The organism is Nocardia paucivorans NBRC 100373 (assembly GCF_000308675.1).
Lineage (GTDB): Bacteria > Actinomycetota > Actinomycetes > Mycobacteriales > Mycobacteriaceae > Nocardia > Nocardia paucivorans.
On sequence record NZ_BAGE01000032.1, the window covers coordinates 21,204 to 36,278 of the forward strand.

Here is a 15,075-nt window from a genome sequence, read left to right on the forward strand (position 1 = left end):
CGTTTCGTTCGGCTCAGCCGGCGGCAGTTTCCGGGATACGGGGAGTGTGGGAGGAAGGGCCGGAGGGGACGCCCTTCTTCAGGGTGGCGGCGTAGACGTCCACGTACTCCTGGCCGGACAGGCGCATGAGCTCGTACATGATCTCGTCGGTGACGGCGCGTTCGACGAACCGGTTACCGCCCATTCCCTCGTAGCGGGAGAAATCGATGGGCTTGCCGAATTTGACGGTCACCTTGCGGAAGCGCCACCGGAACGGTCCGGGCGGGCTCACCTTGTCGGTGCCGATCACCGCGACCGGGATGACCGGGACACCGGTCTCCAGGGCCAGGCGGGCCAGACCGGTCTTGCCCTTGTACAGCCGGCCGTCGGGGGAGCGGGTGCCCTCGGGGTAGATGCCGACCAGGCGACCCTGTTCGAGAAGGGCGCGCGCGGCATTGAGGGCGTCCTCGGCGGCGTCGGCGCTGCGCCGATCGATGGGGTACTGGCCGCTGGCGCTGAAGAAGAACTTCTGCAGCCGGCCCTTGAATCCCGGGGTGGTGAAGTATTCGGCCTTCGCGAGGTAGTTGATCCGCCGGGGGCTCATCAGCGGTGCGAAGAGCCAGTCGGCGAAGGAGAGATGATTGCCCGCCATGATGGCCGCGCCCTCCGCCGGGATATTTTCCACACCCTCCACCGTGGGTCGGTTGAAGATGCGGATGAAGGGACCCAGCAGCACGAATTTCAGCAGCCAGTAGAACATGACGTCCTTACTCCGAGAACCGGGATGAATTGATGGGGACACACCTCTCGCTGCCGACTCTACCGCCGCCCGCCGATCACCTCCAAGCGCCGCGACAGATCTCACCAGGGTGTTTCGGATATGTCATCGGGACCTTTCCCGCAGATCACCGGGGTGCGGCGGAAGTCGGCCCTCGGTCCGCCTGTCCGGGAGGGAATATCGGCTCGAACGGACGCGCCTCACCGGCCGGCGATGAGCGCGCCGCGGGCAAGTTCGGCGGCGCCGATCATGCCGGCCGCCTCGCCCAACTGGGTGGTGCGGATACGGGCGAGGGGACGGTGGCCGTGACCGGTGAGCGCGGCCGCGTACTCCTCGCGGGCCTCGTCCAGGAACAACGGCGCCGAACTGCTCACCCCGCCGGCCACGACCACCAGGTCGGGGTCGAAGATATCGCCGATGAAGGCGAGGCCGAGGCCGAGCCAGCGGGCGAAATCCGCCATCGCCCGCAGGGCGAGGGGATCGCCGTCGTGGGCGGCGCCGGCCACACGGCGCCCGGTCAACGCGCCCGGATCGGCGAGCACCTCCTTGGCCAGCAGCGATGACGTCCGGTCGGTGGCCAGCATCTCGATCGCGGTCTCGGCCAGAGCCGTTCCGCTGCAATACCTTTCCCAACAGCCGCGTTTACCGCAGCCGCACGCCCGGCCCTCCGGAACAACCTGCAGGTGCCCGAGCTCGGGCGCGATGCCGTGCGCTCCCCGATACAACTTGCCATCGACGAGCAGGGCCGCGCCGATCCCGGTGCCGATGGCCACCAACACCACGGTGTGCCCGCCGGCGGCGGCGCCGAACCGGTATTCGGCCCACATGGCCGCGTTCGCATCGTGCTCCAGCAGAACGGGCAGGCCCAGACGTTCGGTCAGCCGGTGCGCCACCGGGTCGTCGCGCCACGGCAGATGTGGAGCGAAGCGGACGGTGCGTCGATCGCTATCGATGAAACCGGCCACCGCCAGTCCGACCGCGCCGATGGGATGCCGCCGCGCCAGTTCACGCACCGCGAGATCCAGGGCATCGTCGAGAGCGGGAACCGAATGGGGGGTCGGCGCCTGCACGGTGTCGAGGACCTCGCCCGCGCCGTCGACCACCGAGGCACGGATATTGGTGCCACCGATATCGATACCGACGGTCAAGGGGCAGGCCGCGCTGTGGTCGGTCATGTTCTGATCGTCACGGGGATATCGGTGTAGCGGGCGCGGCCGGATCGGTGGGTGCGCCCGGCCGGCGGTGCGCCGCCCGGGGCGGGATCGGTCCCGGGCGCGGCGGCCTCCGAAACAGGTGATTCACCGGCGGATTCGGAATCCGGCGAATCGCCGTGCGCGCCGCCGTTTTTCGTTCCGTGATCGTGCGGCATCACCGGTTCCACCGGAACTCCGGCCAGGGCCTCGCGCAGCACCGTGACGATGGCGGTGCCGTGTTCGGCGAGCGCGGTGACCACCTCGTGCCGTTCCCCGCGGATCAGGGCCGCGGCGGCGCAGAGCGGACACCAGGCGCAGCCGGTCCACTCCGGTCCGTCGGCCTCGGCGGTGTGCCGCAGTATCGGCTCCACGCGTTCCAACAGGGTCTCGGCGAGCTGTTTGAGTTCTTCGGCGAATTCGGTCAGACCGTCGCCGGGGTCGGTCGCGGTCTCGCTCATTCCGGCCATACCCGAGGGTCGGGCCGGAAACGGATGACGAGATAGCCGTTGTCCAGTTCCGCGGCGCTGACCGTGCATCGCCGCAATACCGGTGCCAGGCGCAGTCTGCGTCGGACCCCGTCCGCTCCCACGATCAAATCGTCCTCCACTCGTCCCAGGCGCAGCGTCGCGGGATCGGCCACCGGCAGATGCATGCGCATGGCGTACACCGACTGCAGACCCGCGCCCGATTCCAAGCGCACCACCGGCTCCGGAGATCCGGCGTGGTCCACCGCCGGATTGTGTCCGACACCGTTCGCCGTGTCGAATTCGTCGCCGGCCGAGCCGTCGGATGCCTCGTCCGCGACCCGCCACGACAGTGCCGCCAACGGACCCAGCCCCACCGGTTCCGGACCGGTGTGTGCGGCTACCAGCACCGGAACCTCCGGCATGGCCCGGCGCAGACCGGTGATCACATCGAGTTGTTCGGCGCGACGATGCAGATACCACTGCACCGCGGGATGTTCCGAATCCGGAGCCGTGTCCGGCACCGCCGGCAGCACCTTGTTCACCACCACCGCCTCGAGGCGTAGCCCGAGCAGCGCGGTCGCCGACCGTACCCGCGCCGATTCGGCGACCGCCACCCGTTCGGGGACGGTGATCAGTCGGGCGGCGGTTCGGGTGTGGTCGGCCAGTAGATCCCGGACCTCGCTCACCGCCTCCACGATCCGCTGCACCGTGGTCGCGAGCACCGCCCGACGCAGGTCGCCGCCGATGACGCCGCGCATCCGCTCGTGCGGCGGCCAAACCCGGTCGAGATAACCGAGCAGGGTCTCGGGGGCGGTGACGATGCGCAACATATCGGCCGAGGGCGGACAGTCCAACACGATCACATCCCACTCGTCGTCGGTGGCGTATCGGGCGACCTCCACCAACATGAGCAGCTCCTGCACGCCGGGCAGACCGGTCAGTTCGGCGGGATCCAGTGCGGTCGGGTCGATTCCGTGCTCGTGCCCGGGACCGATGGCCGACAGATCCACCACATCGCGGAAACGATCCTCGAGCAGGGCAAGGGAATCGAGCTCGATCACCTCCAACCCCGGTAGCACCCGGGTGATCCCCGCGACGGTGCCCGGATCGTGGGGGAAGCGGAAACCGAGAGCGTCGCCGAGCGAATGCGCCTGGTCGAGTGAGGCCACCAGGACGCGCTGCCCCAGTCGGGCATAGGCCATGGCCGCGGCGCAGGCCAGGGTCGTCTTACCGACCCCACCCTTGCCGATGAACAATTCGACCCGGGTCCCGGGTGGGGTGTGCGCGTCGCGCGTACGGTCGAAGCCGCGCGCGTCCGGGGCGTCACCGCGAGGGCGGTGCGCCTCGTCCCGCGCATGCTGCCCGGTCAGCCTTCGACCCGTTTCTTCAGTTCTTTCAGCGCGGTATCGGTGATCACCTTCTCCGCCTTGCGTTTGAACATGCCGATCATCGGGATGTTGAGGTCCACCGTGAGCTCGTAGATCACCTCGGTGCTGCCGTCCGGTCGCTCGATCAGGTCGTATCGGCCGTCCTGCGTTTTCTGTAGTTCACCGCTGACCAGGCTCCAGCTCACCGACCGGTGGTCCGGCCGCCACGTATACGACAGCACATAGGTGTCCTTGACGACCCCGGCGTCCAGGACGAATCGGGCGCGGCGGGCGCGACCGTCGGGACCGGACTCGAGCACCTCGACCGATTTCGCCGCCTCGACCCACTCCGGGTAGGACGGTAGATCGGCGATAACGGACATCACCTGCTCCGCGGGCGCGGCGATGACGATCGATCTCTTCGTCCGGTCGGCCATGGGGTTCTGCGGTTCCTTTCGACGATGGTGTCCGGGGGTGGAGCTCAGGACGCGATCGGGGTGACGCCGGCCGGCCGGTCGGCCTCCAGCCGGTCCTTGAGTTCGAAGGACATGACCTTGCCCGCCACCCGCCGGGCCCGATTGGCCTCCGCCAGTCGACGCGGGGGCAACGGATTCACGGGTTCGGCATGCAGGAAGTAGTGCAGGATCACCCCGTCGAGCGCGGGGCAGGGCTCCAACCACACCTCCATGGTGCCGGTGAGTCCGCCCTGTACGGTCCAGCGAATTCCCTTGTCGCCGCGATCCTCTCGGACATCCAGTGTCAGATCCGGCCACCACCGCCGCCACCGGCCCGGTTCGGCCAGCACGGCGGCCACGGCGGCGCCGGGGGCGGCGATGAACGTCTGGTCTGCGACCTGGATGCTGCTCACCCTGGTGAGCGTAATGGATGGGCGTTCGGCTCTGTCGGGTGCCGACCGCTCAGGCCAACAGCTGCCGTAGACGTGCGCCGAGGGCGTCCCAACGCCAATGCCGTTCCACCCACCTTCGTCCGGCCATACCCATGGCCGCCGCGGCATCGCGATCGGCGAGCAGACCGCAGATCGCCTCCACGATCTCGTCGTCGCTGCGACCGTCCACCACACGTCCGGTCTCTCCCTCACGCACCGTTTCCGGGGCGCCCCCGGAACGACCGGCCACCACCGGAACTCCCGTGGCCGACGCCTCCAGGTAGACGATGCCCAGGCCTTCCACGTCCAGGCCTGCTCCGCGGGTGCGCGCCGGCATGGCGAAAACATCCGCGATGGTGTGGTGGGCGGCCAATTCGGCGGACGGCACCCGACCGACGAACACCACATCGTCGGTCACCTCGCAGACCTGCGCCAGGACACGCAGCCGTTCCTGATACGGCCCGCCACCGGCGATCACCAGCACCGCCCCCGGTATCCGTTCCCGGATCCGGCGCATGGCGACGATCAGCGCGTCCTGGCCCTTGCGCGGCACCAGTCGGGACAGGCACAGAATCGTCGGCCGGTCACCCAGCCCGTAACGGCGGCGCAGCTCCTCGCGGGCCGCCGAATCCGGTCGGAACGTTTCGGTGTCCACCCCCGGCGGCAGATACTCCAGCGCCGCGTTCGGGCCGAAGGCGGAGGCGAACCGCGCCCGCGTGTATTTACTGACATAGGTCACCACATCGGTGTGTTCGCCGATATGGCGCAGCGCCTGTCGTCCGCCCGGCACCATCGACCAGCCGACCTCGTGTCCGTGGGTACTGGCCAGAATGCGTTCCGCGCCGATCCGACGCAATGCCGGCGACAGCAGTGCCAGCGGCGCCGCCGCGCCGAACCAGACCGTATCGCAGTGTTCGGCGCGCAGGATTTTTCGCGCGCGCCGCAATACCGCCGGGGTCGGCACCATCAATGTGGTGGGGTGGCGGACCACCTGGTATTTCTGCTCGGCATCGAACTTGATGTGGCTGTCTCCCCGCCAGCGCGGCGCGTACACCACCAGCTCGTCCGGAGCCAGTTGCCCGGCCAATGCCTGCAGGTACGACTGGATACCTCCCGGTCGAGGCGGGAAATCATTGGTAACCAGCAGAGTTCGAGCCATACCGATAACCTACTGGGTGTCCGATCAGTGTCCGCGATCGGTGAGCCAGGTGCGCCATTCGGCGAGTACGGCCGCGCGGGTGGCACCGAGGACCTCGTGCAATGCGGTATCGAGACCGGTCGGGGTCGACACTTCGGCGGCGAGACGCCGATAGAGGGCGACCAGACGCTGCTCCCCGTATTTCTCCGCGAGGTAGGCGCAGACCGCCCAGGCGAGTTCGTAGGCCGTGGCGGCGCGCTCGCTGCGGAACAGGGCGTCGGTGGGGAGGTCGGTGGGTACGGACCCGGCGCGCAGCTCGGCGGTCAGAGTCGGGGCGATGGCGGCGAAGGAACGGGTGGTGCCGCGATGGGCGACGTATTCGGCGAAACCCTCCGATATCCACAGCGGCGAGCCGTCCACGGTGGCGGCGCGGGTGGCGATATGGGTGAGTTCGTGCCGGAGCAGGGTGCGCAGACCCGCAGGGTCGAGGCGGTGGGCGGTATCGGGGCCGAACACCACCCGCTGCCCGGTGGGGCGAGCGCCCGGCGGGAACGGGTCGGCGACGCTGACCGCGGCGACCTCCGCGGAGAGCCGATCGGTGACCCGGGCCAGGGCAGCGAATTCGTCGGGGGTCGAGGCGATCACCACCACGGGGGAGCGCGACCAGTCCCGTCCCCACAATTCGGTGATGGCCGCGGTGGCCGCGGGCAGGTCGCGGGCCAGCGCATTCATCTGCTCTCGCCGGTCCGGATGGCCGACCACCAGGGCCGGTTCGTCCGCTCCGGCGTCCACCCGTCGCACATGCACCGCCCCATGGGGCTCGGTGAGACGGTAGATCTCGGCCAGTCGCGGATCGGCATACGCCGGGCCCGGCGCCGGTCCGGCCGGTGCGCCGTGGTCCGGACCGGTCGTGTCGGTGGAGGAATACGGAAACAGCGGAACCGCTCCGATACCGGCCGAGAGCAGGACGAACACGGCGGCGAGTGCGAAACGGGCGCGCCGGCGCGCGGCCCGGGTCCACGGTCGCCGCGGGAACACGGGGTCAGAAACGCCGGGCCGAATGGTACGGAGTCGAGTCCATGGGGGCGACCGCCACCGGAACACCGAAGGTGGACGCGTGCAACATCAGCCCGTTGCCCGCGTAGATGCCCACATGGGAGATGTCGTCGTAGAAGAACACCACATCACCGGGTTGCAGATCGGCCCGGTCGACCGGGGTGCCGAAGGCGGCCTGTGCGGAACTGGTGCGCGGCACATCCTTGCCGACCTGTTTGAACGCCCATTGCACCAGGCCGGAGCAGTCGAACTGGTCCGGACCGGCCGCGCCCCACACATAGGGGTCGCCGACGCGGGTGAGCCCGGCGGCCAGGGCGCTGGCGCCGCTGCCGGGCACCAGATCCGCGAGCAGGCTGTCGCGATCGAAGCCGGGTGGGAACGGAGAACCGGCCAGGGCGGCCTTGTCCTGGGCGGACAGGGTGTCCCACGCCTCGATGACCGTGCTGATGGCGCCGGACAGTTCGGCCTGTTTGCGCTGTAGATCGGTGCGGACGGCATTGGCCTGGTCGGCGGCCGCACGGGCGGCGTCGGCGCTGCTCCGGGCGGCGGATGCCGCATCGGTGGCCGCATCGATCGCGGCCTTGTAGCGCTTCAACTGATCGGATGTCCGGGTCGCCACCACCTCGAGGGTGGACATCTGGTCCAGCAGTTGCTGCGGGGAATCACTGACGAGCACCGAGAACAGGCGGTTGGTGCGGGCGCCCTTGTAGGCGGCGATGGCGGTGCGGTCGATGACCGGCCGGTACCGCTCCACCTCGGCGCGGGCGGCGGCGACGTCGGCGGTGGCGGCGGCGAGTTTCGCCTCGGCATCGTGTTGCACGACCAATTTGGCGTCGAGATCGGCCTGGGCGTTCAGTGCCTGTTGGTTCAACTGTTCGGCGCGGCGGGACAGATCGATGATCTGTTGCACGGCCTCGCTCGCCGTGGTCGGGGCTGCGGGTGGAGCCGGTGGCTCGGCGCTCGCCTGGGCGCCACTCCACAGGGCGGTCGCGACAATGCTCGCGGCGAGGGCGGTGCGTGCGACCCGTCCCGTACCGCGATTCCGCTGGTGTACTGCCACGGGTTGGCGTGCCTTCCTGGTGAAGCCGTGTGCCGAAACGAATCTCGGGCGAAAGATCTCGATTACATTACGGAACGGCTCGGGTAGGTGTCCAGTACGGCACGAAACGGTCACATCGGGTCGTGTCGCGGGTCGATCGGGGGCTGCTCGAGGTAGAGCGGCCCCCGATGTCGGGGTCAGTAGCGACGTGCGCCCGCGAACGGCATGGACGAGATCGGGGCCACCTGGACCGTACTGCCCGAGTTCGGGGCGTGGACGATATTGCCGTTACCGGCGTACAGGCCCGAATGACCACCACCGTAGAACGAGACCACATCGCCGAGTTGCAGCTGGTCGAATCCCACCGGCATGCCCGAGGCCAGCTGTGCGCCGCTGGTGCGCGGTAATTCGACACCCGCCTGACGGTAGGCCCACTGCACCAGGCCCGAGCAGTCGAAGGCGTTCGGACCCGCGGCGCCGTACACGTACGGGGAGCCCTGCTTGGACAGCGCCGCGTCGAGAGCGAGCTCACCGGCGGTCTTGGTGGGCGTGACGAAGGGCAGTGTCGGAGCCTGGCCGTTCGGCACGCCGGGAATATTCGCCGGCACCGGAATCTCGTCCGGCACCTCGAACGTTCCGACGCCGGGAACGGTCAGTGGTTGGGCCGCGGCGGGGGCGGCGGGAAGCAGGAACGCGCCGAGGGTGGCCGCGCCGACGGCTCCGGCGGCGGCTACGCGCCGCGCCTGTCGCTTGACGGTGTTGGTCGCCATGATGCGGTTACTTCCAATCTGGCCCCACGCGTCGCGTCCGGTGACGCAACGGACTCCGCGAGGTCTCGGAGAGGTTACGAACAGGTCACGGTCGGTTGTAAAGGCGTGACCCCCGTCGAGCGGGAATGTGCCGGTCCATGCGAAATTCCGGGTGCGAGAACTGTCACAAAGTCTCGGAAAGGTAACGGTCGGGCGTGTCGCGGTGACTGATGTCGGGGGTTGTGCCCATTCGAGGTGAATGGTGGGTGCGGCCTGTTCTCCGGAGATTTCCGCAGGTAGTTCACGTGTTGGGTTGGTGGGGTGAAGATCGTTTCGCGCGGGGGTCGACGGGCTTTCGTTCATCCCTCTGTGTGAGGTGGGGGTCCCTGGCATATGCCGGTGCATCACTCGAAATCAATAGCAATAACGAATGATGTGTGATCTGGGCTGCTTTTCGGTATGAAGATCGTTTGGCGGGGGAAGAAAACTCGGTTCCACTTCGTCTCGTTCACCGGTCGCGCATCCGAGATCTCTCGGACGGTCCACGGCGACGAAGCTCCGAAAGCGCATCGCGCCGGTGGGGCCACGCGCAAAGAGAACGAGGTGCCGGAACTCCCTCCCGGCCGAATGCCTTCCTCCGCTCCGGACCGGTGAAACCATCGCTTTCGGAACGTGGATGTGTCGATTTCCGAGCCGGCGGGCGAACCCCCGCGGGTCGGGACCGGGCGACGGGCCGATTCCGACCCGGTCACGAGGCCCCGGGCCGCGCCGCCACGAATGTCCGACCGCTGCCTAGGCTGGGAACATGATTACCGCGATCGTGATGATCACCGCCGACAACAGCCGGATCCCGGAGACCGCGCAGGCGCTCGTCGATATCGAGGGCGTCTCCGAGGTGTATTCGTGCGCCGGTGATGTCGATCTGATCGCCGTGGTGCGGGTGCGCGACCACGAGCGGGTCGCCGAGGTGGTGACCGGTGAAATCGACAAGACACCCGGCGTGCTCCGGACCATCACGCACATAGCGTTCAAATCCTATTCCCGGGCCGATGTGGAGGCCGGTTTCTCCCTGGGGGAGTAGAGCTTTCGGTGGGAGGTCTCAGCTCTGGCCGAGCTCCTCGGTGAGTTTCGCCCAGCGGTCCAGCAGCGCCGCCGCCCCGCCGCTGTCGATGGCGGTGGCGGCGCGCTCGATCCCCGCGCCGAGTCGATCGTCGAGATCGGCATCCGGATCGGCGCCGCGGGACATCTCGTAGGCCACGATGGCGGCCGCCGAGTTCACCAGGACCGCATCGCGGACCGGTCCCGAGGTGCCGGCCAGAACGTCCCGGGCCACCCCGGCATTGACCTGTGCGTCACCGCCGCGCAGCGCGTCCAGGTCGACGCGGGCGATACCGAACCGGGTGGGATCGATGACGGTGCGTCGCATCCGCCCGTCCGACACGACCCACACATCGGTGACATCGGAGGTGGTGATCTCGTCCAGGCCATCGCGGCCGCGCACCACCAGCGCGCTCGCGCCGCGTTGGACGAACACCCCGGCAATGGTTTCCAACAGGTCCGGAAAGGCGCAGCCGACCAGTCCCGCCCGGGGTTGCGCCGGATTGGTGAGCGGGCCGAGCACATTGAAGACGGTCGGGACGCCGATCTCCTTGCGGGCGGGACCGGCGAAACGCAGACCGGAGTGGAACAGCGGCGCGAAACAGAAACCGATGCCCACCTCGCGGACACATCGGGCCACCGATTCCGGCCCGAGTGCGAGCCGGACGCCGAGCGCCTCGAGCACATCGGCCCCGCCGCTCTTCGAGGACGCCGCCCGATTGCCGTGTTTGACCACCGGAACCCCGGCGGCGGCGACCACGATCGAAGACATGGTGGAGATGTTCACCGAGCCGGATCGATCGCCGCCGGTGCCGACGATATCCACCGCATCGCCCTCGATGGGCACCGATCGGGTGCGGGCGAGCATGCCGGTCGCCATACCGGACAGTTCGGTGGGCGTCGGACCCTTGATCTTGAGCGCGATGCCGAACGCGGCGATCTGCGCCGAGGTGGCGTTGTCGGAGAAGATCTCGTCGATCACCCAGGTCGTGTCGTCCGCGGTCAGGTCGCCGCCGTCGGCGAGGGTTCCGAGCACCTGGGGCCAACTGCGCACGCTCATCCTCCTGTGTTCGATCGCACCACCCGCCGGCGGCACGGGTCGGGATCTGTTCGACCTGCCCGCGGTCGCGTGGGCCGGGCCGATCCCGCGACCGTGAGTTCCCTCTCCTCGCGCGCCGGTTCCGCCGGGGCCCGAGTCGGGTCTTCGGCCATTGTGGTCGATGGATCCGCAAGTGGCGCGGCCGACCATGGCGTCGGGGGAGGCCGCCGGGAAACCGGGCCGCCACGCCGATCCGCCGACCGGCTCCGTCCGTGGTCAGCTTAGGCGGGCGCGGCCGTTCGCGCTGTTCGGAAAGCAGCCGACCGCCCGGTCCGGAATTCGCGTCGCGCAACACGCCAGAAGTGGGCCGGCGCGCCCGGGAGCTCGGCGTTTTCCGACACGAAGCGCCAAGATCGGAACCCGGGTACGCCCGTCGTACTACGAAGGGTCATACTTACCCCCGTGACGACCGCAGTAGGTACCCCAGGATCGGCCATAACCCAGCGTGTGCATTCGCTGAACCGGCCCAATATGGTCAGCGTCGGTACCATCATCTGGCTGTCCAGCGAGCTGATGTTCTTCGCCGGCCTCTTCGCGATGTACTTCGTCGCGCGCGCCCAGGCGTCGGAGGCCGGATGGCCGCCGGAACCCACCCACCTGAACCTGGCTCTGGCCGTCCCGGTGACCACCGTGCTCATCGCCTCCTCGTTCACCTGCCAGATGGGCGTGTTCGCGGCCGAGCGCGGTGACGTGTTCGGGCTGCGTCGCTGGTACGTCCTCACCTTCTTCATGGGCCTGTTCTTCGTCCTGGGCCAGGGCTACGAGTACTACTCGCTCGCCAACGAGGGCACCACCATCTCGAGCAGCTCCTACGGGTCGGTGTTCTTCATCACCACCGGTTTCCACGGTCTGCACGTCATCGGTGGTCTGATCGCCTTCCTGTTCCTGCTCGCGCGCACCAAGATGAGCAAGTTCACCCCGGCGCAGGCCACCGCCGCGATCGTCGTCTCCTACTACTGGCACTTCGTCGACATCGTCTGGATCGGGCTGTTCGGCACGATCTACTTCGTCCGCTGACGCCAGACTTCTGCACATCGGTTCCGTCTACTCCAAAGGGATACAGATGAGTTCATCTCCCCCAACAGCGCCAAGGCCCGAGCGCACCGGGCACGGCGAGGCCGGCAAGACGCGCAGGCAGCGCCGCGTCCGTCGTCGTATCGCGGGCGGGCTCGCGCTCCTGGTGGGTCTCGTCGGAGCCGGTTTCCTCGCCTCGGCGCTCACCCCCGAGCCGCAGGTGGCCACGGCGAACAACGACACCGCCGCCCTGGTCCGCGAGGGGCAGCAGCTCTACGAGACCTCCTGCGTCACCTGCCACGGCGCCAACCTGCAGGGTGTCACCGACCGCGGGCCCAGCCTGATCGGCGTCGGTGAGGCCGCCGTCTACTTCCAGGTGTCGTCGGGGCGTATGCCGATGACGCGCAACGAGGCCCAGGCCGAGCGGAAGCCGCCGAAGTTCGACGCCCATCAGACCGACGCGCTGAGCGCCTACGTGGCCGCCCACGGCGGTGGGCCGAGCGTGGTTCGCGACGCCAATGGCGAGATCGCCCAGGAGTCGCTGCGCGGGGGCGATATCGGTCGCGGTAGCGAGCTGTTCCGGATGAACTGCGCCTCCTGCCACAATTTCACCGGTCGTGGCGGTGCGTTGTCGTCCGGTAAGTTCGCCCCGCCATTGGAACCGGCCTCCGAGCAGCAGATCTACACGGCGATGCTGACCGGGCCGCAGAATATGCCGAAGTTCTCCGACCGGCAGCTGAGCCCGGAGGAGAAGCGCGACATCATCGCCTACGTCAAGGATTCGATGGAGGCGAAGGCGCCGGGTGGTTGGAGCCTGGGCGGTTTCGGCCCCGCCACCGAGGGCCTGGCCATATGGGTCGTCGGCATCGTGTTGACCGTCGGTGCGGCGATGTGGATCGGATCGAGGTCATGAGCGAACAGGAGCCTAAGGACATGGGTCGCCCGGAAGAGGGGCAGACGGACGCGCAGCGACCTCCGATGACACCGGAGGCCGCCGCCAAGCTGACCGAGGCGGAACTGGACGCGATGTCGCGGGACGAGTTGGTTCGGCTCGGTACCGAACTCGACGGCGTCGACGTGGCCTACCGCCGTGAGCGGTTCCCGGTGCCCGGAACCCGCGCGGAGAAACGGGCCGAGCGCCAGGTCGCGCTGTGGTTCGCCATCTCCGCGTTGGCCGCTCTCGCGCTGGTCGGAGTGTTCCTGTTCTGGCCGTGGGAGTACAAGGGCAAGGACGAGGAGGGCCACGGCCTGTACTCGCTGACCACCCCGCTGTACGGTCTCACCTTCGGTCTCTCGGTGCTGGCCATCGGTATCGCGGTGGTGCTCATCCGCAAGAAGTTCATCCCGGCGGAGTTGGCGGTGCAGCAGCGCCACGACGGTCCGTCCGACGAGGTGAACCGTCGTACGCTCGCCGCCGAGCTCGGTGATGCCCTGGAGACCTCCACCCTGGGTCGGCGCAAGCTCATCACCCGCACCGCCGGTGCCGGTGTCGGTGTGCTCGGTATCGGTGCCCTGCTGCTGTTCGTCGGCGGTATGGTCAAGAACCCCTGGGCCAAGGGCGACAAGTCGCCGCTGTGGGTTTCCGGCTGGACGCCGGATTACCCGGGCCAGACCGTCTACCTGCGCCGCGACACCGGTCGCCCGGAGGACATCGTGCTGGTCCGTCCCGAGGATCTGGATGCGGGCGCCATGGAAACGGTGTTCCCGTGGAAAGAGGAATGGCGCGGGGACGAGCACGCCACCCTGGAATCGCTGCGCGGTATCCGCAATGCCGTCATGCTGATCCGGTTGCGCACCGAGGACGCGCAGAAGGCCATCAAGCGCAAGGGTCAGGAGAGCTTCAACTACGGCGACTACTTCGCCTACTCGAAGATCTGCACCCACCTCGGCTGCCCGACCTCGCTGTACGAGCAGCAGACCAACCGAATCCTGTGCCCCTGCCACCAGTCGCAGTTCTCGGCGACCGAATGGGGTAAGCCGGTCTTCGGCCCGGCCGCCCGGGCGCTGCCGCAGCTGCCGATCACCGTCAACCCCGAGGGCTACCTGGTCGCCAACGGCGACTTCATCGAGCCGCTCGGCCCGGCCTTCTGGGAGCGTCGTTCATGAGTGTTGGAGAAGCAGTGGGCCGCCGGATGGCCGCCCAGGTCAACGAGATGGACGAGCGGTACCGGGCCGCCGCGTTCGTCAAGCGCTCGATAAACAAGGTTTTCCCCACGCATTGGTCGTTCCTGTTGGGTGAGATCGCGCTGTACAGCTTCATCATCCTGTTGCTGTCCGGTGTGTATCTCACGCTGTACTTCGACCCGTCGATGGCGCATGTCACCTACGACGGCGCGTACCAGCCGCTGCGCGGTGTCGGTATGTCGCGGGCGTACGAGACCGCGTTGAACATCTCCTTCGAGGTGCGCGGCGGGTTGTTCGTGCGGCAGGTGCATCACTGGGCGGCGTTGTTGTTCGCCGCCTCGATCATCGTGCACCTGTTCCGGATCTTCTTCACCGGCGCGTTCCGCAAGCCGCGTGAGGCGAACTGGGTGATCGGGTCGCTGCTGTTGATCATGGCGATGTTCGAGGGTTTCTTCGGGTACTCGTTGCCCGACGATCTGCTCTCGGGCACCGGTCTGCGGGCGGCGTTCTCCGGTATCACCATCGGTGTCCCGGTGATCGGCACCTGGTTGCACTGGTTGATCTTCGGCGGTGACTTCCCCGGCGAGATCATCATCCCCCGCCTGTACATCGCCCATGTGTTGCTGTTCCCCGGGATCATGTTGGCGCTGATCGCGGCGCATGTGGCGATCGTGTGGTACCAGAAGCACACCCAGTTCCCCGGCCCCGGCCGCACCGAGAACAATGTGGTGGGTTCCCGGATCGTGCCGGTGTTCGCCGCCGACCAGGGCGCGTTCTTCGCGCTCACCCTCGGCTTCGTCGCCATCATGGGCGGTGTGCTGCAGATCAACCCGATCTGGAACCTGGGTCCGTACAACCCCTCGCAGGTGTCGGCGGGTTCGCAGCCGGACTTCTACATGATGTGGACCGACGGTCTGGCCCGATTGATGCCGCCGTGGGAGCTGTACATCGGCAACCACACCGTCCCGGCGGTCTTCTGGGTGGCGTTGACGATGGGTCTGGTGTTCGCCGTCCTGATCGCCTACCCGTGGATCGAGAAGCGACTGACCGGGGATAGCGGGGCGCATCACAACCTGTTGCAGCGTCCG

At 68.0% G+C, this 15,075-nt stretch carries 16 protein-coding genes; 5 read left to right on the plus strand and 11 right to left on the minus strand.

The window, feature by feature from the left end; genetic code table 11:
• Positions 1-13 precede the first annotated feature (13 nt).
• The 10 genes from ON32_RS07825 to ON32_RS07870 all read right to left on the minus strand — a co-directional run bounded on the left by ON32_RS07825 (position 14) and on the right by ON32_RS07870 (position 8,673).
• Positions 14-739 (minus strand): lysophospholipid acyltransferase family protein, encoded by a 726-nt coding sequence (locus ON32_RS07825; protein ID WP_040790060.1) that lies wholly within the window; start codon positions 737-739, stop codon positions 14-16.
• 218 nt (positions 740-957) lie between these two features.
• Complete coding sequence (locus ON32_RS07830; protein ID WP_040790061.1) at positions 958-1,932, minus strand: ROK family protein; 975 nt, start codon at positions 1,930-1,932, stop codon at positions 958-960.
• The gene (locus tag ON32_RS29445) at positions 1,929-2,408 is read right to left on the minus strand and encodes a hypothetical protein (protein WP_174361610.1); all 480 of its coding nucleotides are present in this window, start codon (positions 2,406-2,408) and stop codon (positions 1,929-1,931) included. The genes ON32_RS07830 and ON32_RS29445 overlap by 4 nt, the downstream gene beginning before the upstream one ends.
• Positions 2,405-3,673: an ArsA family ATPase gene (locus tag ON32_RS07840; RefSeq protein ID WP_040790062.1), complete on the minus strand. Its 1,269-nt coding sequence runs from the start codon at positions 3,671-3,673 to the stop codon at positions 2,405-2,407. The genes ON32_RS29445 and ON32_RS07840 overlap by 4 nt, the downstream gene beginning before the upstream one ends.
• A gap of 110 nt (positions 3,674-3,783) precedes the next feature.
• Positions 3,784-4,221, minus strand: a complete 438-nt coding sequence (locus ON32_RS07845; protein ID WP_040790063.1) for an SRPBCC family protein — start codon at positions 4,219-4,221, stop codon at positions 3,784-3,786.
• 44 nt (positions 4,222-4,265) lie between these two features.
• Positions 4,266-4,652 carry a polyketide cyclase / dehydrase and lipid transport gene (locus ON32_RS07850; RefSeq protein ID WP_040790064.1) on the minus strand — a complete coding sequence of 129 codons (387 nt, stop codon included), beginning with the start codon at positions 4,650-4,652 and terminating at the stop codon, positions 4,266-4,268.
• Between the two features lie 49 nt (positions 4,653-4,701).
• On the minus strand, positions 4,702-5,829 hold the full coding sequence (locus ON32_RS07855) for a glycosyltransferase family 4 protein (RefSeq protein ID WP_040790065.1): 1,128 nt from the start codon (positions 5,827-5,829) through the stop codon (positions 4,702-4,704).
• A 24-nt stretch (positions 5,830-5,853) separates the two neighbouring features.
• Positions 5,854-6,846, minus strand: a complete 993-nt coding sequence (locus tag ON32_RS07860; RefSeq protein ID WP_040790067.1) for a hypothetical protein — start codon at positions 6,844-6,846, stop codon at positions 5,854-5,856.
• Between the two features lie 4 nt (positions 6,847-6,850).
• A complete protein-coding gene (locus ON32_RS07865) occupies positions 6,851-7,924 on the minus strand; it encodes an NlpC/P60 family protein (RefSeq protein ID WP_040790068.1) in 1,074 nt (357 codons plus the stop codon).
• Positions 7,925-8,100: 176 nt separating this feature from the next.
• The gene (locus tag ON32_RS07870) at positions 8,101-8,673 is read right to left on the minus strand and encodes a C40 family peptidase (RefSeq protein WP_040790069.1); all 573 of its coding nucleotides are present in this window, start codon (positions 8,671-8,673) and stop codon (positions 8,101-8,103) included.
• Positions 8,674-9,457: 784 nt separating this feature from the next.
• On the opposite strand from ON32_RS07870, the gene ON32_RS07880 reads away from it, so the two are divergent.
• The gene (locus tag ON32_RS07880) at positions 9,458-9,733 is read left to right on the plus strand and encodes an Lrp/AsnC family transcriptional regulator (protein ID WP_040790073.1); all 276 of its coding nucleotides are present in this window, start codon (positions 9,458-9,460) and stop codon (positions 9,731-9,733) included.
• Between the two features lie 18 nt (positions 9,734-9,751).
• Here the strand turns inward: ON32_RS07880 and trpD are convergent, their stop codons facing one another.
• On the minus strand, positions 9,752-10,810 hold the full coding sequence (gene trpD, locus ON32_RS07885) for an anthranilate phosphoribosyltransferase (protein ID WP_051132979.1): 1,059 nt from the start codon (positions 10,808-10,810) through the stop codon (positions 9,752-9,754).
• A gap of 441 nt (positions 10,811-11,251) precedes the next feature.
• On the opposite strand from trpD, the gene ctaE reads away from it, so the two are divergent.
• From ctaE to qcrB, 4 genes are all read left to right on the plus strand, one after another.
• Complete coding sequence (gene ctaE, locus ON32_RS07890) at positions 11,252-11,866, plus strand: aa3-type cytochrome oxidase subunit III (RefSeq protein WP_083874185.1); 615 nt, start codon at positions 11,252-11,254, stop codon at positions 11,864-11,866.
• 46 nt (positions 11,867-11,912) lie between these two features.
• A complete protein-coding gene (gene qcrC, locus ON32_RS07895) occupies positions 11,913-12,776 on the plus strand; it encodes a cytochrome bc1 complex diheme cytochrome c subunit (protein WP_083874186.1) in 864 nt (287 codons plus the stop codon).
• Complete coding sequence (gene qcrA / locus ON32_RS07900) at positions 12,773-13,969, plus strand: cytochrome bc1 complex Rieske iron-sulfur subunit (protein WP_083874190.1); 1,197 nt, start codon at positions 12,773-12,775, stop codon at positions 13,967-13,969. Before qcrC ends, qcrA begins: the two co-directional genes overlap by 4 nt.
• Positions 13,966-15,075: cytochrome bc1 complex cytochrome b subunit (gene qcrB, locus ON32_RS07905; RefSeq protein WP_051132982.1), on the plus strand; the 1,110-nt coding region annotated here is incomplete at its 3' end. The genes qcrA and qcrB, both read left to right, overlap by 4 nt.

Bases quoted from the DNA above. Each gene is read 5' to 3' on its own strand.
- ON32_RS07825 (WP_040790060.1), bottom strand. From the start codon at position 739: ATGTTCTACTGGCTGCTGAAATTCGTGCTGCTGGGTCCCTTCATCCGC.
- ON32_RS07830 (WP_040790061.1), bottom strand. From the start codon at position 1,932: ATGACCGACCACAGCGCGGCCTGCCCCTTGACCGTCGGTATCGATATC.
- ON32_RS29445 (WP_174361610.1), bottom strand. From the start codon at position 2,408: ATGAGCGAGACCGCGACCGACCCCGGCGACGGTCTGACCGAATTCGCC.
- ON32_RS07845 (WP_040790063.1), bottom strand. From the start codon at position 4,221: ATGGCCGACCGGACGAAGAGATCGATCGTCATCGCCGCGCCCGCGGAG.
- ON32_RS07855 (WP_040790065.1), bottom strand. From the start codon at position 5,829: ATGGCTCGAACTCTGCTGGTTACCAATGATTTCCCGCCTCGACCGGGA.
- ON32_RS07870 (WP_040790069.1), bottom strand. From the start codon at position 8,673: ATGGCGACCAACACCGTCAAGCGACAGGCGCGGCGCGTAGCCGCCGCC.
- ON32_RS07880 (WP_040790073.1), top strand. From the start codon at position 9,458: ATGATTACCGCGATCGTGATGATCACCGCCGACAACAGCCGGATCCCG.
- trpD (WP_051132979.1), bottom strand. From the start codon at position 10,810: ATGAGCGTGCGCAGTTGGCCCCAGGTGCTCGGAACCCTCGCCGACGGC.
- qcrC (WP_083874186.1), top strand. From the start codon at position 11,913: ATGAGTTCATCTCCCCCAACAGCGCCAAGGCCCGAGCGCACCGGGCAC.
- qcrA (WP_083874190.1), top strand. From the start codon at position 12,773: ATGAGCGAACAGGAGCCTAAGGACATGGGTCGCCCGGAAGAGGGGCAG.